The sequence below is a fragment of the Planosporangium thailandense genome, from assembly GCF_011947195.1.
Lineage (GTDB): Bacteria > Actinomycetota > Actinomycetes > Mycobacteriales > Micromonosporaceae > Planosporangium > Planosporangium thailandense.
On record NZ_JAATVY010000033.1, the window covers coordinates 33,789 to 56,845 of the forward strand.

The window sequence follows — 23,057 nt, forward strand, 5'->3', positions numbered from 1 at the left end:
GAGGCTGCCACCATGAAGCTCGGCCTGCTCCGCGAGCACGACTTCCGGCAGCTGTTCGTGGCCGACACGATCAGCCAGCTCGGTTCGCAGGTCAGCATCCTCGCGCTGCCCCTGGTCGCGGTGCTCGCGCTGCGCGCCGACGCGTTCGAGGTCGGTCTGCTCACCGCGTGCGAGTCGGCGGCGTTCCTGCTGGTGGGGCTGCCCGCCGGTGCCTGGGTGGACCGGATGCGCCGGCGCAACGTGCTCATCACCGGTGATCTCGGTCGAGCCGTCGTGCTGGGCTCCGTGCCGGTCGCCTGGTGGCTCGGCCTGCTCACCCTGCCGCAGTTGTACGCCGTCGCGCTGGTCAACGGCGTGCTCACCGTCTTCTTCGACGTGGCGTACCAGAGCTTTCTGCCGCACCTGGTCGGCCGCGCCCATCTCGTGGAGGGCAACGCCAAGCTCGAAGCGGTCCGCGGCGTCAACCAGATCGCCGGGCCGACGGTGGCCGGCCTCGTCATCCAGTGGCTGACCGCCCCGGTCGCGGTGACCGTCGACGCGGTGAGCTTCGCGGGCTCGGCGCTGTTCGTCGGACTGATCCGCAAGCGCGAGCCGCGCCCGGCCCGTGGACCGGACGCCCACCTCGGCCGGGAGATCGCCGAAGGGCTGCGGTTCGTGCTCGGCAACCGGCTGCTGCGCGCGATCGCGATGTGTACGGGCTCGTTCAACTTCTTCTCGACGATCACCTGGTCGATGGTCGTGGTACTGCTGGCCCGCGACCTGAGGCTGTCCGCCGGCACGATCGGCGTGTTCTTCTCGTTCGGCGCGGTCGGCGGCCTGGTCGGCGCGCTGACCGCCACCCGCATCGCCACCCGGATCGGCCAGGGGCCGGCGATCTGGCTGCCGGTCGCGGTCGGCGGACTGTTCGGGCTCCTGGTCCCGACGGCCCAGCGCGGCTGGCTGCTCCTGCCCGCCGCCTGCGGGATGCTGATGTCCGGGTTCGGGGCCGTCGTCTACAACGTCACCCAGGTCAGCTTCCGGCAGGGGCTGACGCCCGAGCGCCTGCTCGGCCGGATGAACGCGACCATGCGCTTCCTCGTCTGGGGCACCATGCCGATCGGTGGCCTCGTCGGCGGGGCGCTGGGGAGCTACCTCGGGGTCCGGCCGGCCCTGTGGGTGGCGGCGATCGGCGGGATGTTGACGTTCCTGCCGGTCTTCGGATCGCCGCTGCGCACCATGCGCGAGCTTCCGGCTGGCCGTGCCGCGGGCGCCGGCCGTCCCGATGGCGAGGAGCCGGCGCCCGCGACCGCCGACGCCGGAGGCGCGCCCTAGCGGATCCCCGTCAGGTGTGAAGCGGGGAGCGGAGAACCCGAGATCATGGTGCAAGATGACGGGTGAGCGAGCGCGGAGAGTGAGTTCGCGAGCTTGCGAGCGGATGTGCCCCACGACGGCACGAAAGCGGAGCGGGAGTAACGGTATGGGCAACCCTCATCCCCTGTACGACAAGCACGTCGCCACCCTCGACCGGGCGCTCACGGCGATCCGGGAGCGTGGCTACTGGTCTGCGTTCAACGAGTCACCCAGCCCTCGCGTGCACGGCGAGGAGGCGGCGCCGCGCGGCACGGCCGCCTTCGAGTCCTACCTCGGTACGGAGTTCCCTCTCGACCAGCCGGGCACCACCGGGTGGGCGGGCGGCGAGCAGAGCCCCTTCGGGGTACGGCTCGACGTCCGGTATCCGCACGCCGACGTGGACGCGCTGCTGGTCGCCGCGGCCGCCGCCATGCCCGGCTGGCGGGACGCCGGCCCGCAGACCCGGGTCGGGGTCTGCCTGGAGATCCTCACCCGGCTCCAGGAGAACATCTTCGAGTTGGCCAACGCGGTGCAGTTCACCAGCGGACAGGCGTTCGTCATGGCGTTCCAGGCCGGCGGCGCGCACGCGCTCGACCGGGCCCTCGAGGCGCTGGCCTACGGGTACGCCGAGATGACCCGCACGCCCGCCGAGGCGCTCTGGGAGAAGCCGGCAGGCAAGGGCGAGCCGCTTCGAATGAACAAAACCTGGCACGTGGTGCCGCGCGGGATCGCGCTGGTCATCGGGTGCAACACGTTCCCCACCTGGAACTCGTACCCCGGCCTGTTCGCCTCGCTGGTCACCGGCAACGCCGTGGTGGTCAAGCCGCACCCGCGCGCGGTCCTGCCGCTCGCGATCACCGTGAAGTACGCGCGCGAGGTGCTGGCCGAGGCCGGCTTCGACCCCAACCTGGTGACGCTCGCGGCCGAGGAGCCGGGCGAGGGGCTGGCGAGCGTCCTGGCGCTGCGGCCCGAGGTCAGGATCGTCGACTTCACCGGATCAACTGAGTACGGCGACTGGCTGGAGGCGAACGCCCGGCAGGCCGCGGTGTACACGGAGAAGGCCGGCGTCAACACGATCATCATCGACTCCACCGACAATTTTGCCGGGATGTGCGCAAACATCGCGTTCTCGCTGGTTCTCTACAGCGGACAGATGTGTACGGCCCCGCAGAACATCCTGGTGCCCCGCGACGGCATTGCGACCGAGGCCGGTCACAAGAGCTTCGACGAGGTCGCCAGCGGGATCGCGGCGGCGGTCGGCAAGCTGACCGGCGACCCGGCGCGGGCGGTGGAGCTGACCGGCGCGATCGTCAACGACGGCGTGCTGGAGCGGCTGGAGCGCGTTCGCGACCTGGGCGAGATCCTGCTCGACTCGCAGGCCGTCACCCATCCGGCATTCGCCGACGCGGTCGTACGTACGCCGCTGATCCTGAAGCTCGATGCGGACCGTGAGCAGGTGTATGGCAATGAGTGGTTCGGGCCTATCTCGTTCGTTATCGCCACGGACTCCACCGCGCATAGTCTCGATATCTTCCGGCGCACCGTCGGACGCCGGGGTGCGCTGACCGCCTCGATCTACTCCCGTGACGACAAGGTGCTCGACGAGGCGGAGTGGGCCGCGCTGGATGTCGGGGTGCACGTTTCGGCAAATCTGACCGGCGGTGTTTTCGTCAACCAGTCAGCCGCGTTCTCGGACTTCCATGGCAGCGGCGCCAACGCCGCCGCGAACGCCGCGCTTACCGATGGGGCGTACGTGGCCAGTCGTTTCCGTGTAGTGCAGTCGCGGCGGCATGTCTGAGGCCGCTACGCTATCACTAATAGACATAGGTCTATCACTCGGTGACGCTTAGACTACCCGCCAATTCCGTTCTCTAACTGAAAACGGCTGAGATGATCGCGAATCTCAAGGTTGGCTCAGCTGTCCGATTTGGGGCTGTACGGCGTCGGCCGACCTCGTGTAGCGTGCGTGTTCGGTCGTCGTTCGTCGTCGGTGTCCAATGGGGGCACATCGAGGCACCGACGACTCCGGCATCGCGACCGCGACGTCGGGGGTTGGCAAGACTAAGCAATACCGAAGTGAGGAAGTGCACCGTGGCACAGGGCACCGTCAAGTGGTTCAACAGCGAGAAGGGCTACGGCTTCATTGCCGTCGACGGGGGGCAGGACGTTTTCGTCCACTTCTCGGCGATCCAGATGGACGGCTACAAGACGCTGGAGGACGGTCAGCGCGTCGAGTTCGAGATCGCCCAGGGCAACAAGGGCCCTCAGGCGGAGAACGTCCGGCTCGCCTCCTGACCACAACTCCAGACTCGCACCACTTCTAGGACACCGTTCCTCTGTCGGGGAGCGGTGTCCTCTGTTTCGTGCCGTCGAGCCTCTGTGTCACCGCGCCCCATTGTCGGTGGTCGTGCAGAAGGTTCTTGGCCGCCACTCTTTGTGATCCGTTTCTCGATCGTGCGTCGCCGTCAGAAATCTGATCACGCAGGTTCTGGCGGAAAGTTGTGCTTTCTATGGGAGCTAACGCCGCAGCTTCTGGGAAGTTGCGGCCTATGTGGGTGGAATTCGGCGGCCGTGGTCGCCGGATGATCTCTGCGTGCGGCGGCCCGGCGGGGATTCCGGGTGGCGGCCGGCGCCGGGGAGCGCTGTCGGCGGTGGGGTCCGGAGCACCCTCCTCGTCACGCACCGTTTGCTTGCACTCTCGGGTGGGGAGTGCTAAACAAGTCACTGGCACTCGAAAGTGGTGAGTGCCAAAGGTCGGGGTCGGTGGGGTCACCGGCCGTGGCCGGGCCGTCCGGCGGGCAACAAGATGCCGGACGGGCCGGGGGCGGCAGGGGACCGGTCGTCGCGGGCTATCCGGTCCGGCCTACGTGGGTCCACCCAGCAACCGCTGGATGGACCGCCGAAGGTGCGTACGCAGCGGAGCGCCACTGGGCAACGCCAGGGCGAGCCGTGACTGTGTCCAGGAGGACAACGCCGAATGGCCAAAACTATTGCGTTCGAGGAAGAGGCGCGCCGCGGTCTTGAGCGGGGCATGAACATCCTCGCCGACGCCGTGAAGGTGACGCTTGGCCCGAAGGGCCGCAATGTCGTCCTCGAGAAGAAGTGGGGCGCTCCCACGATCACCAACGACGGTGTGAGCATCGCCAAGGAGATCGAACTCGAGGACCCGTACGAGAAGATCGGCGCTGAGCTGGTCAAGGAGGTCGCCAAGAAGACCGACGACGTGGCCGGTGACGGCACGACGACGGCGACCGTCCTGGCCCAGGCGCTGGTCCGCGAGGGCCTGCGCAACGTCGCGGCCGGCGCGAACCCGATGGCCCTGAAGCGGGGCATCGAGTCCGCCGTCTCCGCCGTGGCCGAAGAGCTGGCCAAGATCGCAAAGGACGTCGAGACCAAGGAGCAGATCGCGTCCACCGCGTCGATCTCCGCCGGTGACCCCACCGTTGGTGAGATCATCGCCGAGGCGATGGACAAGGTCGGCAAGGAAGGCGTCATCACCGTCGAGGAGAGCAACACCTTCGGCCTCGAGCTCGAGCTCACCGAGGGCATGCGCTTCGACAAGGGCTACATCTCGCCGTACTTCTGGACCGACCCGGAGCGGATGGAGGCCGTCCTCGACGACCCCTACATCCTGGTCTACAACGGCAAGATCTCGTCGGTGAAGGACCTGCTCCCGCTGCTGGAGAAGGTCATGCAGTCGGGCAAGCCGCTGGCGATCATCGCCGAGGACGTCGAGGGCGAGGCCCTGGCCACCCTGGTCGTCAACAAGGTGCGCGGCACCTTCAAGTCCGTCGCCGTGAAGGCCCCGGGCTTCGGTGACCGCCGCAAGGCCATGCTCGGCGACATCGCCGTGCTGACCGGCGGCCAGGTCATCAGCGAGGAGATCGGCCTGAAGCTGGAGAGCGCCACGCTCGACATGCTGGGCCGGGCCCGCAAGGTCGTCGTCACCAAGGACGAGACCACGATCGTCGACGGTGCCGGTGACGCCGACCAGATCCAGGGTCGGGTCAACCAGATCCGTGCCGAGATCGAGAAGAGCGACTCCGACTACGACCGCGAGAAGCTGCAGGAGCGCCTGGCCAAGCTGGCCGGCGGCGTCGCGGTCATCAAGGTCGGCGCGGCCACCGAGGTCGAGCTCAAGGAGCGTAAGCACCGCATCGAGGACGCCGTGCGCAACGCGAAGGCGGCCGTCGAGGAGGGCATCGTTCCCGGTGGTGGCGTCGCGCTGGTCCAGGCCGGCAAGACCGCGTTCGACAAGCTGGAGCTCAACGCCGACGAGGCGACCGGCGCTCAGATCGTCCGCCTCGCGCTGGACGCTCCGCTGCGCCAGATCGCGGCCAACGCCGGCCTCGAGGGTGGCGTCGTGGTCGAGAAGGTGCGCAACCTGCCGGTTGGGCACGGCCTCGACGCGGCGAGCGGCGAGTACGTCGACATGCTGGCCGCCGGCATCATCGACCCGGCCAAGGTGACCCGCTCGGCGCTGCAGAACGCGTCGTCGATCGCGGCCCTGTTCCTGACCACCGAGGCTGTGGTCGCGGACAAGCCGGAGAAGGAGAAGGCCCCGGCGGGTGCGCCCGGCGGCGGCGACATGGACTTCTGAGAAGTCTTCAGCAAGCAGAGGGGGCGGGTCGCGCAGCGGCCCGCCCCCTCTGCTTGCGCCGTTCATGATCCTGGAGGATTTTCCGTGTCAGAGCACGGAAAATCCTCCAGGATCATGGGGAGTCGGGGGAGGTAGGTGTCTCGGGCTCCGTCACCATCTCGCTCAGCGATGACGTCGTCGGGTTCTTCTCGCCGCCGCGGTAGGTCGACCGGTCGGCCACGTCGATGACGTCCGGCACGCTGGAGCCGCTCGGTACAGCGGCGTCCCGGCGACTGCCGGCGACACCCGATTCGCCGGTCGCCCGTTGCCGGCTCGGATCACGCGGTTCAGTCATGCGGGTGTCATACCCGCCTGGCCGGTAACGTACCCGAAGGTGAGCGAGCTGATCTTTGACGGACATAACGACCTGGCCTGGCAGCTGCGCCTGCGGGTCCGCTACGACTTCGACGCCCTCGACATAGCGACCGACCAGTCGGCCTCTGGCCTGCACACCGACCTGCCCCGGCTGCGGGCCGGTGGCGTCGGCGCACAGTACTGGTCGGTGTTCGTCCCGTGCGACCTCGCCGGCCACGACGCTGTGTCGGCGACTCTCGAGCAGGTCGACGCCGTCCGGCGGCTCGTCGCGCGCCACCCCGAGCACCTCGCGCTGGCCACGACCGCCGACGAGGTCGAGCGCGCGCGTAGCGAAGGGCGCATCGCGTCGCTGCTCGGCGCCGAGGGCGGCCACTCGATCAACTGCTCGCTGGGCACGCTGCGGATGCTGTACGAGCTGGAGGTCCGGTACCTGACGCTCACCCACACACGCAACACCCCGTGGGCCGACAGCGCCACCGACGAGGCGAGCGTCGGCGGCCTGTCGCCGTTCGGCCACGAGGTGGTACGCGAGATGAACCGCCTCGGGATGCTCGTCGACCTCTCGCACGTGGCGCCGGCCACCATGCACGCCGCGCTGGACACGTCGCTCGCGCCGGCCTTCTTCTCGCACTCGTCGGCGCGGGCGGTGTGCGACCACCCCCGCAACGTCCCCGACGACGTGCTGACCCGGGTCCGGGACAGCGACGGCGTCGTGATGGTGACCTTCGTTCCCTGGTTCGTCAACACCGAGTGTCGCGACTGGATGGTCGCCGAGCAGCGGCTGCGGGACACGTACCCGGACGAGGGTCCGGACTGGGAGGCGGCCCACGCGAAGTGGCTGCGGGCCAACCCGTGGCCGGCGTGCACCGTCGCGGACGTCGCCGACCACGTCGAGCACGTACGCGAGGTGGCCGGCGTCGACCACGTCGGGCTGGGCGGCGACTTCGACGGCTGCGAGACCATGCCGGACGGGCTGGCCGACGTGTCGGCCTACCCGGCGCTGCTGGCCGAACTGGCCGACCGGGGCTGGTCGGAGGCGGAGCTGGCCAGGCTCGCCTGGCACAACGCCCTCCGCGTACTCCGGGAGACCGAGTCGGTGGCCGCGGCGGTCCGCCGGGAGCGCGGGCCGTCGGTCGCCACGATCGACGAGCCGGACACGGCGGCGGACTGAGTCAGCCCTGCGCCCGGGCCAGCTCGACCGCCCGGTACGCGTCGACCAGGCCGGCGCCGATCAGGTCGGACCGGCCATCACAGGACCCGACGGGGGCGGTCGCCGGCTTCGTCGTGGCCCGCAGGATCTCCCGCGTCCGCGGGATGTCGCCGACCAGTCGCGGGTTGGCCGACCACATCAACGCCACCACTCCGGCCACATGCGGGGTGGCCATGGAGGTACCGCTCTCCCGGCCGTACCCGCCGCCGGGCAGCGCCGACAGCACGTCGACCCCCGGTGCGACGAGGTCGGGCTTGGCGGCGCCGGTGGGCGTGGGTCCCCGGCTGGAGAAGTCGGCCAGCCGGCCGGCGGCGTCGACCGCCCCGACGGTCTCGGTGCCCGGATAGGGCGCCGGGGGATCGGTCACCGACCGGCAGGACGGCCCTGAGTTGCCGGCGGCGGCCACCACGAAGATGCCGGCCGCGGTCAGGGCGTCGACGGCGGGCCGCAGGGCGCTGAGGTCGCACCCCTCCATCCGGGTGCATCCCCACGAGTTGGTGAGGATCTGGGGCGCCCGCTCGGGCCGACCGTCGCGCAGCGGGTCGCCGCCGTACGGGAACGGGGCGAGCATGAACTGCAGGCAGTCCAGGTACCGGGCGGGGTTGCCCAGGTTGCGTTCCAGGTTGACGCAGGCCACCCACTGCGCGCCGGGCGCCACCCCGACGTCGTGCCCGCCGACCGCGGTGGCGAGCGTGTGCGTGCCGTGCCCGCCGTGGTCGACGGGCGTGCGGGTGTGGGCCCAGGGGTCGTACCACGAGTCGTCGCCGCCCCGGAACCGGCCGGCCAGGGCCGGATGGCTGCCGTCGACGCCGGAGTCGGAGGTGCCCACGACGACCCCGGCGCCGGTGACGCCGAACTCCCGCCACACCCGGTCGGCGCCGATCAGCCGCAGGTTCCAATGCGGACCGGTCGGCGCCGGGCTGCTGCCACGCATGGGCGGGGGAAGCTCCGGGATCGGGCGCAGCCGGGGGCTGTCGAGGACCCGGCTGACGTCCGGGCGGGTGAGCAGCCAGTCGCGTACCGCCTCGCCGCCGTCCACCTCCAGGGCGTCGACGAGGTAGTACGGCGTGTAGCCGATGTGCAGCCGGCGCAGGTCGCCCCGCAGCGACGCCTGGGACCGGTCCGCGGTGTCGACCAGCCTGCGATAGGTGGCCCGCAGTCGCTCGTCGCGGTCGCCGATGGCGTCGAGCCCGGACAGGTCGGCCTGGGTCCGCAGCACCACGAAGAGCCGGTCGGGGTAGCTGCCGGGCCGACCGACGCCTGCGTAGACGGCCATCCCGGCGATCGCGACGACGCCGGTGACGACGCCCGCGAGCCACCGGCGGGGTGCCGCGCCACGGCCCCAGCTCAGCGCGTACCCGAGGCCGGTGAGCAGCCCGACGGCCAGCGACCCGGCGGCGGCGGTCAGGATCCACCGTGGCGCGTCGGACGGGCCGAGCACGAGGGTCGTCTCCTGGGGGTCGGCGAGGGCGAGCGGGCCGGCGGCCGCGGCCGAGACCAGCCATCCGACCGGCCGAGGGCCGGAGAGGCGGTACAGGCTCGCGGCGGGGAAGCCGAGCGGCGCGACGACGAGCAGTTCGGCCAGGGCGATGCCGGATGCCCCGGTGCCGGCGGCGAGCGCGGCCAGCGCGACCCCCGCGACGAGGCCGCCCACGCCGACCCGCAGCCAGGCCGAGCCGTGCCGGGTCAGCAGGCCGTCCACCACCGTGGCGGCGAGGAACCCGACTGCTATGGCGGCCACGACGGCCAGCAGCGTCTCGACCACGCCGCCGAGCGCGCCGACCGCCAGCCATGGCAGCAGCGCGGCGAGCCCGGCGGCGAGGCCGAGCAGGTCGGCGCCGCGTTGACGGGTGTCCGTCGCGGCGGTCCGGTGCCGGTCGAGCAGCCGCAGCGCGCCCGCCGCCACGGCCGCCACCACGGCGAGGAGCAGCAGGTACAGCTCATGCCGGGAGACTCCGACCGCGGCGCGGGCGAGGCCCAGCGCGGTCCCCGCGACGACAGCACGTGCCCACAGCCGCCCGGCCGCCCGTGCGCCAGGCATCCGTGGCACGACCGCCAGCAGCACCGCGGGTACGAACGCGAGCAGCCCGGACCCCAGGCTGCTGGCCAGCCACCCCCAGCGGGGCAGGTCGCGCCCGGCGAGGACCGCGTACAGCTGCTCGGCGCCCCAGGCGATCACCTGGCCGCCGGTGACGGTGGCAAGCACCCACAGGCCGACGAGTACCGCGAGCAGCACGGTGACCGGGGCCCGCCAGCCGTCCGCCGGGCGGGCGGCTGGCGGCTGTGGCGGCCGGTCCGCGGGCGGCGGCTGTGGCGGCCGGTCCGCGGGCGGCGGCTGTGGCGGCCGGTCCGCGGGCGGCGGCTGCGGCGGCCGGTCCGCGGGCGGCGGCTGTGGCGGCCGGTCCGCGGGCGGCGGCTGTGAACGCTCACCGTCGCCGGGTGGCGGCTCCAGCACGGACATGAGTCAAACGGTACGGTCTGCCGGGTTCGGCGACGGTACCGGTGACGGTGGTCGGGCCCGGCAAACACCTGCACCCGGAATTTGCAAAACAATGAGCCGTTCGCCGTCGAGCCGGTACGTCGAGCGGGATTGTTCGGCCGGTACGACGACATCGGCGTGTCCCGCTGCGCGCGGAATTTGCTATGAACGTCGTTCGCCGTTTCGTCTAAAGGCCTTTAGCGATTCGTCGAGGTCTAAGCGACAGCAAACATGAGTTTCCACACTACCGCGGGGTAACCGCACCGGTCCGGGAGTTACGGTGGAGTACGTGCGCAGAGATCCTCAGGCGTCCCGTTTCGGGGCCGGACAGCTCTCGTCCGACCGGCGCGCCACCGACCTGGCAAGGCTGAAGACCGAGCAGTTCGACGTGGTGGTCATCGGCGGCGGCGTCACCGGCGCCGGGGCGGCCCTCGACGCCGCCTCCCGCGGCCTGACGGTGGCGTTGATCGAGGCCCGGGATCTGGCCTCCGGCACGTCCAGCCGATCGTCCAAGCTGATCCACGGTGGCCTGCGCTACCTCGAGCAGTTCGAGTTCGGCCTGGTCCACGAGGCGTTGCGGGAGCGCGGCCTGCTGACCACCCGGCTCGCGCCGCACCTGGTGCGGCCGGTGCCGTTCCTGGTGCCGCTGACCGCGCCGGCCGGCCCCACCGGAGTGCCGCAACGGATCTGGCACCGGGCGTACTACGGCGCCGGCGTCGCGCTCTACGACGCGTTCGCCAGCGCGTCGGGGCTCGCCGGCCGGCTCCTGCGCGGCCAGCCCACCCGCGGCATGCCGCTGCACCGGCACCTGTCGCGCACCGCTGCCCGCCGGCTGTTCCCCAGCCTGCGCGAGGACGCGGTGACCGGCGCGATCGAGTACTACGACGGCCAGGTCGATGACGCGCGCTTCGTGGTCACCCTGGCGCGTACCGCGGCCAGCCTCGGCGCCGCCGTCGTCACCAGCGCGCGCGTCGGCGGCATCCTGCGCTCGGCGCGGGAGGTGACCGGGGTGCGGGTCACCGATCTGGAGAGCGGCGAGGAGATCGAGGTGCGGGCCCGCACCGTCGTCTCGGCCACCGGAGTGTGGAGCGACGACATCTCCGAACTGCTCGCCGGGGACAACCAGCCCGCCGAGTACACCGGCCTGCGGGTGCGCGCCAGCAAGGGCGTACACCTCGTCGTGCCGCGTTCGGCCATCACCGGTGACTCCGGCCTGATCCTGCGTACCGCGTCGTCGGTGCTGTTCGTCATCCCGTGGGGCGGGCACTGGATCATCGGCACGACCGACACCGACTGGAACCTCGACCGGGCGCATCCGGCCGCGTCCGCCAGCGACATCTCCTACCTGTTGGAGCAGGTCAATCAGGTGCTCGACCGCCCGTTGACACCTGAGGACATCGAGGGCGTGTACGCGGGCCTGCGTCCGCTGCTGTCCGCCGAGGCCCGCCACCGGGTCGGTCCGCACACCCGCGACGAGCAGACCTCGTCGCTGTCGCGCGAGCACGCGGTGGTGGAGCCGATGCTCGGTCTGATGCTGGTGGCCGGCGGCAAGTACACCACGTACCGGGTGATGGCCGCCGACGTCATCGACCATGCCGCCCGCCGGCTGGGTGGCCTGCGCCGGCACGGCGGTCGGGTGTCGGCCTCCCGCACGTACGACCTGCCGCTGCTGGGGGCCGACGGGTACCAGCACATGTGGACCAACCGAGCCGACGTGGCGCGCCGGCACGGGGTGCCGGTCGGCGTGGTCGAGCACCTGCTGGAGCGGTACGGGACGCTGTCGAACCAGCTGCTGACGCTGGTGTCGGAGGACCCGACGCTGGCCCGACCGCTCGTCGGTGCTCCCGAGTACCTCGCCGCGGAGATCGCGTACGCGGCTCTCGCCGAGGGTGCGCTGCACCTGGAGGACGTGCTCACGCGCCGTACCCGGATCTCCATCGAGACCACGCACCGCGGTGTGGACAGCGTCGAGGACGCCGCGCTGATCATGGGCCAGGTGCTCGGCTGGGACGAGCCGAGGCGGCGGCGCGAGGTCGACCACTACCTGGCGCGGGTCGCGGCCGAGCGGGAGTCGCAGCGGATGCCCGACGACGTCGCGGCGGATGCCGCCCGACTGGGCGCGCCCGATCCGCGCGGCTACGCGCCCGCCTGAGGCCTCTCTGCGATCTTGGACAGCTGGACCGGCTATCGGCGGCGACTGGTCTGGGCCGCCCGGCGGAGCCTGCGGGCCAGACTGGTCTAGGTGTCCAAGATCCCGTCCCCAAGGGAAGTGATGATCTACATCGACCCGCCGCGCTGGCCGGCTCGTGGGCGGCTGTGGTCACACCTGGTCAGCGACGTTTCCTTCGCTGAACTGCACGCGTTCGCCGAGATCCTCGGTGCGCCCCGGCGGGCGTTCGAGCGTGACCATTACGATCTCCCGGCCGACCGGGCACGGTTGGCTGTCTGGCTGGGTGCGACGGTCGTACCGAGCCGTGAGATCGTTCAGCGGCTCTACGCAGCCGGCCTGCGTCGACGGAAAGCGCCCCCGGTGGAGCGCCGGCCGTAGGGCACGGCTGGTGGTGCGGTGGAGCGGCTCAGCCGACGGCTCCGCGCGCCTCGCCGATCGCCGACAGGACCCGCGTCGGTACGAGCGAGGTCTGCCGCCGGATCGCCCGGCGGGGGCGGCGGGCGAACGCGATCGCCTGCCGGTAGACGCGCTCGTACCGGCGCGCCATCCGCTGGGCCCCGAATGCGGTACGGGCGTGCGCCACGCAGTCGTCGGGGTCCAGTTCGCCCACCCGTTCCAGGGCCTCGGGCAGGTCGGACGCGTCGTCGCAGATGAAGCCGGTGGTTCCGGGCCGGACGATCTCCGGTACCGACCCGCGTCGCGTCGCCACGACGGGCGTGCCCGACGCCATCGCCTCGATCATCACCATGCCGAAGGGCTCGTGCCAGCGGATCGGCATGAGCAGGCAGCGCGCCTCGGTGAGCAGGCGGTTGGTGGTCGACCGGTCGCCGTTGACGACCAGTTCGATGTCTTCGCCGAGCATGGGGAGGATGACCTCGTCGAGGTACCGCTTCTCGCCGGGCTCGTTGCACTTGCCGGCGAGCACCAGCGGCAGCCCCGCCTTCCGGCACGCCTCGATCGCGAGGTCAGGGCCCTTGTCGGGGGAGAAGCGGGCGAGCCAGAGTACCGGCCCGTCGCTGGTGTGTGCCGCGACGAACTGGTCGGCGTCGATGGCGTTGTGGATCGTGGCTGCCCAGCGCAGCTCCGGCCGCTGGCGTCGCTGCGAGTCCGAGATCGCCACCGGGTGGATGTGGTCGCCGAGTGCGACGTAGTAGTCGCCGAGCTCGCCGTCGGCCGGGCCGTGCACCGTGACCACGGTGGGCGCGTTGCGGTGACCCGCGGTCAGCGGGCCCGACAGGGAGTGGTCGTGGATGACGTCAAACTGGGTATCGGCCAGTAACTGGGTGACGCGGGCGGCATGGAGCACTTCGGGCATCGCCTCGCCGAGGTGTTCGTACTGAGGCTCGGCGACGGTGCTCACGAAGCGCGCCCTGGTGCCGGTCCGTTGCCCCGCACCGAACATCGTGACCTCGTGGCCTCGGGCGCACAGGGCGTCCACAAGCGCGGAGCAGATCAGTTCGATGCCTCCGTACCCGCTCGGGGGCAGCTCATACCACGGCGGAACAACCATTGCGATTCTGAGCGGGGAAGTAGGGTCTTTATGGTCACCCTCAGTCGGAATCACTATCTGGCCCCTTCCGGTTGTGTCATCACTCGCCGGGTACGTCACCCGAGGCGAGGTAGAGACCCTGAGCCGACGGCCGACTACCCCTTCTCTGCCGAATCGAACATCCCGGGCCATTTCTGGGTGATGAATCGTCAGCTTTGAACAAAGTGGACGAAATTTGGAGATTTGGTGAAGCTTCCGCAGGTCAACATCCTCGAAGGCATTACATTCGTCGTCAGTGATATGCATGGCGACATCGAACCGGATCCTGACGAGCCCACCGGCCTGTTCTACCGCGACATGCGCCACCTCTCGCGCTGGCAGGCGAGGCTCAACGGCAACCAGTTGGACGCGCTCTCCGGTGAGGCCGTCGAGTACGACGAGGCGGTGTTCTTCCTCGTCGAGCCGACCGGAACGATCTACCGCAACCCCACCGTCTCGTTGCTGCGCCGCCGGCACGTCGGCGACGGGATGCGGGAGGAGCTCGAGCTGACCAGCCACAGCATGGAGCCGCTGACGCTGGAGCTGTCGATCCTGTTCGCCGCCGACTTCGCCGACATCTTCGAGATCAAGGACCGCCTGCAGAAGACCGGCCGGTTCTACCGGCGCGTCGGCCCCGACGAGGTGACCCTGGGGTACGAGCGGGGCGCCTTCCGGCGGGAAACGATCGTCCGGGCGGCCGGCGCTTTCTTCACCGACGAGTCGGCCACCTTCCGGATCACGCTGCAACCCCGGCAGACCTGGCGCACCGAGGTCGAGGTTGGGGTCGCGACGGCTGCCGTACGCCCGGTGGTCAAGCGGGCCCACGAGCCGAACATGCCGATCGGGCTGCAGGAGTGGCTCGACGCCGCGCCACGGCTGGACACGGGCTGGGACGACCTGCGCCGGGTCTATCACCGCAGCCTGGTCGACCTCGCCGCGCTGCGCTTCTACCCCGAGTCGGTCCCGGACTCGTCGCTGCCCGCCGCCGGTCTGCCCTGGTTCATGGCGCTCTTCGGCCGGGACAGTCTCATCACCAGCTACCAGGCGCTGCCGTTCGTCCCCGAGATGTGCCGTACGACCCTGCGGGCCCTCGCCGCGCAGCAGGCCACCGAGATCGACGACTTCCGCGACGCCGAGCCCGGCAAGATCCTGCACGAGCTTCGCCAGGGCGAGCTGGCGTACTTCCGCGAGCGCCCCCAGTCGCCGTACTACGGTACGGCCGACGCCACCCCGCTGTTCCTGATCGTGCTCGACGAGTACGAGCGGTGGACCGGCGACCGCGAGACCGTACAGGCGCTCGAAGGCGCGGCCCGCGCGGCGCTCGGGTGGATGGAGCGGTACGGCGACCTCGACGGGGACGGGTTCATCGAGTACCTGACCCGCAACCCCGAGACCGGCCTGCGCGTGCAGTGCTGGAAGGACTCCTGGAACTCGATCGTCTACCCGGACGGCACGATCGCGGCGCTGCCGCACGCGACCTGTGAGATCCAGGGGTACGCCTACGACGCCCGCCGGCGGATGGCCCGGCTGGCCCGCGAGTGCTGGGGCGACCTGGCGCTGGCCGACCGGCTCGAGCGCGACGCCGACGCGCTGCGCAAACGGTTCCACGAGGCGTTCTGGCTACCCGACGAGGGCTTCTACGCCCTCGCGCGCGACGGCGGAGGTCAGCTCGTACCGACGCTGGCGTCGAACATGGGCCACCTGTTGTGGAGCGGGATCGTGCCCGACGAGAACGTCGACCGGGTCGTCGAGCACCTCCTCGGCGACAACCTCTTCTCCGGCTGGGGCGTGCGGACCGTGGCTGCCGGGCAGCGGGCGTACAACCCCATGGAGTACCACAACGGCACGGTGTGGCCGCACGACAACGCGCTCATCACGATGGGGCTGACGCGCTACGGCCGGTACACGGAGGCGGCCCGGCTCGCCGCGGCCATGCTGGAGGCCGCGCCGTACTTCCAGTTCCGGCTGCCCGAGGCGCTGGTCGGCACCGACCGCCGGGCGACCGGGGTGCCCGTCGCGTACGCCTCGGCCTGCTCGCCACAGGCCTGGTCGTCGGGTACGCCGCTGCTCCTGCTGCGCAGCATGATGGGGCTGGAGCCGAGACGCGACGGGCTGGGCATGGACGCCCACGTGCCGCTGCGCTGCGGCCATGTCGCGCTGTCCGGCGTACCGGGGTGGTGGGGCCGCGCCGACGTGTTCTCGCTGGGCACCGTGCCCACCTAACGGCGGGCACTGCGGAGGGCGCTCTCGTACCACTCGACGAACAGCTGCGCCGCCTGGTCCACGCCGTCGCGGTCGCCGGTGGCGAGCAGGTCGAGCAGCAGTCCGCGCGTCACCGCGACGCCGAGGCGCGCACACGCCCGCGCCCGCTCGGGCGGGAGGCCGTGCGCGACGTGGAGCTGGGTGAACAGGTCGAGCCAGGGCTCGAGGACCGCGTCCAGGAACCCGCCGGTGTGTTCGCGACCCTGCAGCGCCTGGGCGTAGAGCTCGAAGAACAGCCGCTCCAACGGCCACAGCTCGGGGTCGGTGAAGCGCTGCCACATCAGTCTGGCGATCTCCACGGGCGTCATGCCCGGCTCGCGTCGCAGTTGGGCGACGGCGTCCCGTTGGCCGCGCTCGACCTCGGCCACGACCGCGGCCAGCAGGCCCTGCTTGGACCCGAAGTGGTAGATCAACATGCGGTGGCTGGTGCCGAGCTCCGCTGCGAGCTGCCGCAAGCTGATGTCGGTGAGGCCCTGGCCGGCCGCGTACTCGACGGCGGCGGCGAGCAGTTCGTCGCGTGGGTGCGGGTCCCGGTGCGTCCCGGCGGGGTCAGGCGAGGTCACGTCGGGTCGGTCTCGTCCACGATCGTGATGACTCCGGACGGTGCGTGGAGGGCCGCCACCGTGCGCCGAGCGGCGTCGGCCACGTGTACCCGTGGCGGGGCCGGCGGGGTGTGCGGGTAGAAGGTGCCGTCGCCGTAGAACTGGCCGTATCGCAGCACCACCCCGCCGGCGGCGAGCACGGCCGACTCGAGGTCGGCGACGGCCGCGCCACCGTCGCCGGGCAGTGTCCACGCGACGCTCTGCGCCAGGAACCGCCCCGCCGACGCCGCCCGCGCGGCGTCGAGCAGGTTGCGCGTACCCTCCCGGCGGATCCGCGAGTTGGCCTCGGCGGCCTGCGGCAGGAGTTGCCGGTCGTCGGGCAGGTCGGTGAGCTCGTGGAGCACCGTGTCGGGGCGGAAGGAGACCACGGCTTCGGTGAGCGCGTCGGCGTCGAACACGTCGCAGACGACGGGCTCGGCGCCCACGGCGCGCAACGAGTCGGCTTTGGACGGGGTGCGGGTCATTCCGGCGACGGAGTGCCCGGCCGCGACCAGCAGCGGCACCAGGTGGCTGCCGAGGACGCCGCTGGCGCCCGCGACGAAGATGCGCATCGGTGTCACCGGCCGCCTCATGCGTGGCCTGCCGCGCTCGGTTCGGTGCGTCGGCGGTCCAGCTCCGCGGCCAGCCGGCGCATCGCCAGCTGCAGGTTGCGCCGCATCAGCCGGCGCACGACCGGGGCCAGCATCCGGTCTCCCAGCGGCGCGTCGGCCCAGGCGTAGGTGAAGGTCACCCGGGTGCCGCCGGGAATCGGGGCCAGTTCGTACGTGCCGGTCGCGACCCGTCGCCCGCCGGCGCTGACGTTGCGCTCGACGATGCGGCGCGGTGGCAGGTCCTCGACGACCTCGATGTCGATCGGCTCGCGACGGCCGCCGAGCACCGAGGTGACGTGCGCCTTCGAGCCCACGCCGCGGTCCGGCCCGCTGCACGTCCAGTCCTGGAGCATGTGGTCGGTGAACGACTCGTGCGCGGCGGTCGCGGCGAGGAAGTTGTAGACGTCCTCGCCGGGATCCGGCACGTCGATGGCGACGGTCACGGGCTTCATGAACCAGATGGTACACACTCATGTACCAGTTGGTTCATCGGCGCGGGGTGGTCGGGCGTAGGGTGGCCAGCTCCCGGCCGACGTTGGCCCGCGCCCGGGCCTCCCACTCCGTCGCTACCGGCACGATCCGGTACAGCGCCGGCAACGCCAGCAGGCCGCCCAGCACGTCCGCCCGGCCGGCGCGGAAGGCGGCCTCCGGCACGTGCGCGTACTCGTGGCGCACCGCCGTCGCGTACCGGTCGTAGACGTCCGGGTCGGCGGCGAGGATCGCGAGGTCGGCGTCGGCCAGCAGGGCACCGTCGTGATCGTCGCCGGCCACCGCGTGGCCGGCCGTCAGCCGTACCAGGCGGGCTGTCTCTTTTGTTCGCTCTGCCGGCACCCCGGCGCCGGGCAGGCTTGCCTCCGCCAGCCGGGCGCTGCGTTCCTCGTTGTCGCCGGCGCGCGGGTCGTACACGGCGTCGTGGAACCACGCGGCCAGCCGCACCGCGTCTGGGTCGGGCACCAGGTCGGCGTACCGGTCGACCACCGCGAGGACCGCCGCGAGATGGTCGGTGGTGTGGTAGTGGCGGTGCGGCTGCGACCAGCACGCGATCAGCTCAGCGCCGAGCGCGTCCGCGTCGGGTACCAACGCCCGCCAGCGGGTGAGGAGATCCACCAGGTGATTGTCACGTAACGAGCGGCTCTTGCGTGACGAGCAGCTCTTGCGTAGCGAGCGGCTCTCACGTGACGAGCAGTCGGCCGTACCGGGCGAGCCGGTCGAGCCCTTCGATCGCGGCCGCCGTCGACAGCGGCGTGGGCTGCGGCGCGTCGTACGGCTGCTCGCTCAAGACCCGGTTGACGTGCCGCTGATCGACCACCCCGAGCGGGTAGTTGCGCCGGCACGTCGGGTCGAGGACGCCGCGCTCGGTGGCGAACCGGGCCAGCGCCGACAGCCGGTCCCGCGGCACCACCTTGGGCGAGACCCGTCCGGGCGGCTCCACCAGCAGGTCGATGCTGCGGTACGGCTCACTGCCGGCCAGCCAGTACTCCAACGCGTCGATGTCGCTGTGCAGCGGGCCGGGACACCAGTACGGGACCAGCCCGGCCCGTACGACGTGCCACGGATCCAGCAGCGTCCCGCAGCCGATCACGAGGCGGTTGCCGGTCTTGCCCGCGGCGCGTAGCCAGGAGCGGTACACGTCGCCGACGGCCGCGCTCAGGGCGGCCGAATCGGTGATCGCGACGATGCGCAGCCGCCGCCCGCTCGCGCTGCTCCACCGGCGCAGATCGCCGAGGAGGCCGGGGTGGATGCCCTGCTCGGCGTCGACGTCGCCGCCATCCGGTGCGGGCACCGTCCAGCTCTCCTCGTCGCTCCAGTCGTCGCCGCTCTCGTCGCCGTGACGACGCAGCTGCCGGCAGTAGTCGGGCCAGGACAGCCCGGAGCCGACCGTGCCGACCTGGAACCGGTACCCGTCGTCGGGCTGGGTGGCGGGCCATCCCCGGCAGTCGCGGATGAGCACCACGGTGCCGCCGGGGATGAGGCGCTCGGACAGGAACCGGCGTAGTTGCTCGGGCACCGCGGTCCACTTCACGTAGAAGTCCAGCGTTGTGCTGCCCCCGGCAGCCTGCCCCATCGGGTCGCAGCGCTGGTAGACGGCGATGTCCGGATCCTCGCTGAGCAGGTGGGAGGCGATCGCGCGGCCCTGCTGGAGCGCCGGCTGCGGCCGCTTCGCGTCGGTGGGCGAGCAGCGTACCGACAGCCGGAACCCGGCCGGCAGCCACGGCGCACCGAGCGCGGCCGCGAGGTGCAGGGCGCCCACGTGGGGGGAGCCGACAACGACCGCCGGGTACTGCGGTTGGCGGTACCCGCCCGTCATCCAGGCCGCGACCTCGCCCGACCGCACATCCGCGATCCGCTGGCGTGGGATCCCCGCGTCCATGCCACGCCGACGCGTCCACCAGGTGCGCCGCCGTGTCGTCGGGTCGGCCCATTCCCGGCCGTCCACGGCGTGAACGCCCGCCCGGAGCATCTCAGTCGATAGATCAATTTGATGGATCAACTGCTCAGGCCGCCAGGCGGGACCCGCCAGCGCGCTCATGTCCGCAATCGCTACCCGCGATCGCACGGTTCAACCCTGCCGGCGGTCGCGTTGCGCCGGCGATCCGGCACCGAATAAGTGCCGCCGGGAGGTTTCGGTTGGTGACACCGGGTAGAGAAGCGGGCCGATCCCTGACATGGGGTGGCCCGCTGCCGGTGGCCGCCCACCGCGACCCAGTACCAGGAGAGGCCGTGTTCAATCCCCTCGAGTACAACGGCATCCCGTTGGAACGACAGACGCGCGACTGGCGCGAGCTCGATGTGGCCCCCATCGACTCCGAGGGCGCCGACCCGTACGCCACCTGCCGGATCATCGCCGTGAACGGCATCGAGAACGACGCGATCAGGTTCGAGTACCAGATCGCCCGCAACCACGCGGACTCGGACATCCGCCGCGAGATGGACTTCCTCGGCAGCCTGTCCGAGCGGCAGCACCGGGTCGCCGACCGCCTGCTGCCGGAGGCCGGCAGCGTCCTGGAACGGGCGCTGGAGTACGAGCACGCCGCCGTGGACCTGGACTCGTGGCTGGCCCGTACGGAGCCCGACCCGCGGCGCCGGGAGGTCTACGAGTGCGACGCGCTGGAAGACTTCGAGCACCTGTACCGGTACGCCGACGTGTTGGAGATGCTCCGGCGACGCCGGGCCGACCGGGTCGTCGACGAGGTGACCGACGTGCTGCCGGAGCGGGCCGGCCCCGGCCGGGCGCGGTACGAGCAGGAGCCCGGCCGCGAGCCGACGTCGGCGCCGATGTCGGACCTCAACGCGCTGACGCTGCTGTCGGTCGAGCGGCTGCTGCAGGGCTTCTACCGCAGCGCCGACCCCGCCCGCGTCGACCCGTTCACCCGGCCGGCGTACCGCGAGATCGGCCAGGTGGAGCAGGAGCAGGTCAGCCGGCACCGGGCGCTGGTCGATCCGGGCGCGAGCTGGTGGCAGCGGCTGGTGATACATGAGTACGACGAGTGCTACCTGTACTACTCGTTCCTGCAGCAGGAGACCGATCCCCGGGTACGGGCGGTGTGGGAGCTGTTCCTGGAGATGGAGCTGGCGCGCCTGCAGATCGCCCGGGACCTGTTGCGCCGCTTCGAGGGCCGCGAGGCCGAGGAGATCGTCGGCGAGGGCCTTCCCGAGCCGCTCAGCTTCGACCGGAACCGGGAGTTCCTGCGCGAGCTGCTGGCCAGCCGCCTGGCGCCGGAGGCGCTCGGCTCCGGCGCGGTCCGCGAGGTGCCCGAGGTCCGGGAGGTGCGCGAGCGGCTGGAGAACGCACCCGCACCCGACATGATCGACGCGCTGATGGAGCAGCACCGTCGGATCGAGGAGCTGTTCTACGAGATGGAGATCGCGACCGGCGAGCGCCGGCGCGGCGTGTGGGAAGAGCTGGTCGATCTGCTCGCGGCGCACGAGGGAGTGGAGGACGAACTGGTGCACCCGATCACCCGCAATGCCGTCGTCGGCGGGTTCGACGTGGTGCGGGACCTCGTCGACGAGGAGCGCACGATCAACCAGATGCTGCTGCGGTTGGTCGACGCCGGCATCGACTCCGACGATTTCGAGGACGGGTTCAGCGAGCTGCGGGGCGCGGTCCTGTCGCATGTCCGTAACGAGGAGCGCTTCGAGCTTCCGCAGCTGCGCGAACAGGTGCCGGCCGCCCAGCTGCGCGAGCTGGCGGCCGCCGTGCGGCCGGCCGTACCCGCCTGACCGGTACCGGTCGCGTCCTGACCCCGACCCCGGTCGCGTCCTGACCCCGACGCCCTCGAGCGGACGACCGCGCGGGGCGTCGGGCCCGCCGGTCCACCGAGCGAATACGTAGGCTTCGCTGGTGGCGATCTCTCCGTACATTCTCGATCTGCGCGAGCACGTCGGGCACGACCTGTTGCTGCTGCCCTCGGTCAGCGCCGTGGTCGTCGACGAGGACGGGCAGATCCTCCTTCTGCGCAGGGCCGACGACGGGCGCTGGTCGCTTCCGGGCGGTGCCGTCGATCCGGGTGAACAGCCGGCCGACGCCGTTGTGCGCGAGACCTACGAGGAGACCGGTGTGCACGTGGCCGTCGAGCACATCGCGGGCGTGGCGCTGCACCCGGTCGCCTACCCGAACGGTGATCAGTGCCAGTACCTCAACGTGTGGTTCCGCTGCCGTGCGGTCGGCGGAACCGCGGGCGTCAACGACGAGGAGTCGTTGGCGGTCGGATGGTTTTCGCTGGAGGAGTTGCCGGAGGTCAACCCGTACGTGCGGCTACGGATCGATACCGCGCTCGGCGACGGCGGCGCTGCCTGGTTCGCGCGACCGGGCGAACGCCATGAGGCGCTGCGCGTGCCGGACGCTCTGTAGACCCTTTGCGTCAAAGCCGGGTCGTTCCACGCATGTTCCGGGTCTCGGATTTCCGTTATCGTGTCCGTCAATCGAAGCCCGACATCGCAGGAGGGCTCCATGGCGAGGCGCATCGAGCTGAGTCGCGATCAAGCCGAGGACGTCCTGCGAATGTTGACGGCGCTGTCGGCCATCCTTCATGCTCCTCCGCTGCCGGAGCGGCTCTTCCGGACTCTCGCACCGGTTATCGGACTCGACATCGTTCGATACGGCAACAGACTTGGCGTGACCTACCTGGCGGGCAACGTCGATCGGCTCCGCCGACTCCTGATCGACGCTCTGGGTGACGACCAGCCCGCGTAACGGAATTGCCGTAACGGGTCGCCCCGAGAACAACCATCTCTGTGTCGCTCATGGCCCATCGAAGCATCCACCCCCCGACAGTTCGCATGCGGCAGCCCCGAGCATCTGCTCAGGGCTGCCGCAATGGGCCGTGGCGGTCAGCTGCGGTTGCAGTTCGCGTCGATCGGCAACTGCTCGAACGGAATGACCTGGTACTGCCCGTCCGTGCTGCCCGGGTTGGCGAGGCTCAGGCTGAAGAACACGATCGAGGCGGTGCCACCGGCCGGGTAGTAGGTCTCCGACTGGAGAGTGTAGGTGGACGGGCCACCGTTCCACCCGATGTCGGCGCGGCTCATACCGCCCGCGTACAGCGAGTACCGGCCACCGGACAAGACGATCTTGTAGATGGCGGTGGTGAACCCGCCCGAGGTGGAGCAGCTGACCTTCTGCGGCGCACCGACACGCGGGGCGACGTAGCTGGGGTACGCCGGCGCCGGCACCGCTGGCGGTGGTGGCGGCTGCGGCGCTATCCAGCCGGACCAGCCGGTGTAGTAGTAGCGGTAGCTGACGTCGCCACCCGTGTTGGCGTAGACCTCGGTGGTGCCGGAGCGGGGGTTGTACAGCGGCGCGGGGTTGCCGCTTACGGTGCCGCCGAGGTTGATCCAGCCGGACCAGCTGTTGGCGTAGTAGCGGTAGCTGATGCCGCTGCGGGTGTTGGCGTAGACCTCGGTGGTGCCGAAGCGGGGGTTGTACAGCA

19 protein-coding genes and 1 pseudogene are annotated in these 23,057 nt (G+C 71.0%); 11 read left to right on the plus strand and 9 right to left on the minus strand.

Going from position 1 to position 23,057, the window contains the following annotated elements:
• The first annotated feature begins 12 nt into the window (after positions 1-12).
• The 4 genes from HC031_RS28435 (at position 13) to groL (ending at position 5,929) form a co-directional block, all read left to right on the plus strand.
• Positions 13-1,311: an MFS transporter gene (locus HC031_RS28435; protein ID WP_167928533.1), complete on the plus strand. Its 1,299-nt coding sequence runs from the start codon at positions 13-15 to the stop codon at positions 1,309-1,311.
• Positions 1,312-1,456: 145 nt separating this feature from the next.
• Positions 1,457-3,127, plus strand: coding sequence for a phenylacetic acid degradation protein PaaN (paaN, locus tag HC031_RS28440; RefSeq protein ID WP_167928534.1), 1,671 nt, complete (start codon positions 1,457-1,459; stop codon positions 3,125-3,127).
• 293 nt (positions 3,128-3,420) lie between these two features.
• A complete protein-coding gene (locus HC031_RS28445) occupies positions 3,421-3,624 on the plus strand; it encodes a cold-shock protein (RefSeq protein ID WP_167928535.1) in 204 nt (67 codons plus the stop codon).
• Between the two features lie 682 nt (positions 3,625-4,306).
• Positions 4,307-5,929, plus strand: a complete 1,623-nt coding sequence (gene groL / locus HC031_RS28450; protein ID WP_167928536.1) for a chaperonin GroEL — start codon at positions 4,307-4,309, stop codon at positions 5,927-5,929.
• A 112-nt stretch (positions 5,930-6,041) separates the two neighbouring features.
• Here the strand turns inward: groL and HC031_RS28455 are convergent, their stop codons facing one another.
• A complete protein-coding gene (locus HC031_RS28455; protein WP_167928537.1) occupies positions 6,042-6,263 on the minus strand; it encodes a hypothetical protein in 222 nt (73 codons plus the stop codon).
• A gap of 39 nt (positions 6,264-6,302) precedes the next feature.
• Here HC031_RS28455 and HC031_RS28460 point away from each other — a divergent pair, with 39 nt between their 5' ends.
• Positions 6,303-7,454: a dipeptidase gene (locus HC031_RS28460; RefSeq protein ID WP_338090875.1), complete on the plus strand. Its 1,152-nt coding sequence runs from the start codon at positions 6,303-6,305 to the stop codon at positions 7,452-7,454.
• A gap of 1 nt (position 7,455) precedes the next feature.
• Here the strand turns inward: HC031_RS28460 and HC031_RS28465 are convergent, their stop codons facing one another.
• Positions 7,456-9,954 carry a S8 family serine peptidase gene (locus tag HC031_RS28465; protein ID WP_205863353.1) on the minus strand — a complete coding sequence of 833 codons (2,499 nt, stop codon included), beginning with the start codon at positions 9,952-9,954 and terminating at the stop codon, positions 7,456-7,458.
• A gap of 307 nt (positions 9,955-10,261) precedes the next feature.
• Here HC031_RS28465 and HC031_RS28470 point away from each other — a divergent pair, with 307 nt between their 5' ends.
• Both HC031_RS28470 and HC031_RS28475 read left to right on the plus strand, forming a co-directional pair.
• A complete protein-coding gene (locus HC031_RS28470; protein ID WP_167928538.1) occupies positions 10,262-12,124 on the plus strand; it encodes an FAD-dependent oxidoreductase in 1,863 nt (620 codons plus the stop codon).
• A gap of 90 nt (positions 12,125-12,214) precedes the next feature.
• The gene (locus HC031_RS28475; RefSeq protein WP_420813690.1) at positions 12,215-12,520 is read left to right on the plus strand and encodes a DUF4031 domain-containing protein; all 306 of its coding nucleotides are present in this window, start codon (positions 12,215-12,217) and stop codon (positions 12,518-12,520) included.
• 28 nt (positions 12,521-12,548) lie between these two features.
• Here the strand turns inward: HC031_RS28475 and HC031_RS28480 are convergent, their stop codons facing one another.
• A complete protein-coding gene (locus HC031_RS28480; protein WP_167928539.1) occupies positions 12,549-13,652 on the minus strand; it encodes a glycosyltransferase family 4 protein in 1,104 nt (367 codons plus the stop codon).
• Between the two features lie 225 nt (positions 13,653-13,877).
• Here HC031_RS28480 and HC031_RS28485 point away from each other — a divergent pair, with 225 nt between their 5' ends.
• Positions 13,878-15,893 (plus strand): amylo-alpha-1,6-glucosidase, encoded by a 2,016-nt coding sequence (locus tag HC031_RS28485; RefSeq protein WP_338090876.1) that lies wholly within the window; start codon positions 13,878-13,880, stop codon positions 15,891-15,893.
• Here the strand turns inward: HC031_RS28485 and HC031_RS28490 are convergent.
• From HC031_RS28490 to HC031_RS28510, 5 genes are all read right to left on the minus strand, one after another.
• Entirely contained in the window at positions 15,890-16,495 is a 606-nt protein-coding gene (locus HC031_RS28490; RefSeq protein ID WP_167928540.1) for a TetR family transcriptional regulator, read from the minus strand. The two genes, HC031_RS28485 and HC031_RS28490, sit on opposite strands and share 4 nt — an antisense overlap.
• Positions 16,492-17,085 carry an SDR family oxidoreductase gene (locus HC031_RS28495; protein WP_167928541.1) on the minus strand — a complete coding sequence of 198 codons (594 nt, stop codon included), beginning with the start codon at positions 17,083-17,085 and terminating at the stop codon, positions 16,492-16,494. The genes HC031_RS28490 and HC031_RS28495 overlap by 4 nt, the downstream gene beginning before the upstream one ends.
• A 17-nt stretch (positions 17,086-17,102) precedes the next feature.
• Complete coding sequence (locus HC031_RS28500) at positions 17,103-17,576, minus strand: SRPBCC family protein (protein WP_167928542.1); 474 nt, start codon at positions 17,574-17,576, stop codon at positions 17,103-17,105.
• Between the two features lie 34 nt (positions 17,577-17,610).
• A complete protein-coding gene (locus HC031_RS28505; RefSeq protein WP_167928543.1) occupies positions 17,611-18,231 on the minus strand; it encodes a metal-dependent phosphohydrolase in 621 nt (206 codons plus the stop codon).
• A gap of 64 nt (positions 18,232-18,295) precedes the next feature.
• Positions 18,296-19,495, minus strand: a complete 1,200-nt coding sequence (locus HC031_RS28510; protein ID WP_167928544.1) for a hypothetical protein — start codon at positions 19,493-19,495, stop codon at positions 18,296-18,298.
• Positions 19,496-19,845: 350 nt separating this feature from the next.
• Between HC031_RS28510 and HC031_RS34590 the strand changes: the two genes are divergently transcribed.
• The 3 genes from HC031_RS34590 (at position 19,846) to HC031_RS28525 (ending at position 22,321) form a co-directional block, all read left to right on the plus strand.
• The gene (locus HC031_RS34590; protein WP_167928545.1) at positions 19,846-21,348 is read left to right on the plus strand and encodes a hemerythrin domain-containing protein; all 1,503 of its coding nucleotides are present in this window, start codon (positions 19,846-19,848) and stop codon (positions 21,346-21,348) included.
• Between the two features lie 121 nt (positions 21,349-21,469).
• Positions 21,470-21,979 (plus strand): NUDIX domain-containing protein, encoded by a 510-nt coding sequence (locus HC031_RS28520; protein ID WP_167928546.1) that lies wholly within the window; start codon positions 21,470-21,472, stop codon positions 21,977-21,979.
• Between the two features lie 99 nt (positions 21,980-22,078).
• Positions 22,079-22,321: a hypothetical protein gene (locus HC031_RS28525; protein ID WP_167928547.1), complete on the plus strand. Its 243-nt coding sequence runs from the start codon at positions 22,079-22,081 to the stop codon at positions 22,319-22,321.
• Positions 22,322-22,458: 137 nt separating this feature from the next.
• Here HC031_RS28525 and HC031_RS28530 read toward each other — a convergent pair.
• A pseudogene (locus HC031_RS28530) lies at positions 22,459-23,057 on the minus strand (hypothetical protein); the annotation flags it as partial.

Coding starts and splice junctions, on each gene's coding strand:
- HC031_RS28435 (WP_167928533.1), top strand. CDS start 13: ATGAAGCTCGGCCTGCTCCGCGAGCACGACTTCCGGCAGCTGTTCGTG.
- paaN (WP_167928534.1), top strand. CDS start 1,457: ATGGGCAACCCTCATCCCCTGTACGACAAGCACGTCGCCACCCTCGAC.
- groL (WP_167928536.1), top strand. CDS start 4,307: ATGGCCAAAACTATTGCGTTCGAGGAAGAGGCGCGCCGCGGTCTTGAG.
- HC031_RS28455 (WP_167928537.1), bottom strand. CDS start 6,263: ATGACTGAACCGCGTGATCCGAGCCGGCAACGGGCGACCGGCGAATCG.
- HC031_RS28465 (WP_205863353.1), bottom strand. CDS start 9,954: ATGTCCGTGCTGGAGCCGCCACCCGGCGACGGTGAGCGTTCACAGCCG.
- HC031_RS28480 (WP_167928539.1), bottom strand. CDS start 13,652: ATGGTTGTTCCGCCGTGGTATGAGCTGCCCCCGAGCGGGTACGGAGGC.
- HC031_RS28495 (WP_167928541.1), bottom strand. CDS start 17,085: ATGCGCATCTTCGTCGCGGGCGCCAGCGGCGTCCTCGGCAGCCACCTG.
- HC031_RS28500 (WP_167928542.1), bottom strand. CDS start 17,576: ATGAAGCCCGTGACCGTCGCCATCGACGTGCCGGATCCCGGCGAGGAC.
- HC031_RS28510 (WP_167928544.1), bottom strand. CDS start 19,495: ATGGACGCGGGGATCCCACGCCAGCGGATCGCGGATGTGCGGTCGGGC.
- HC031_RS28525 (WP_167928547.1), top strand. CDS start 22,079: ATGGCGAGGCGCATCGAGCTGAGTCGCGATCAAGCCGAGGACGTCCTG.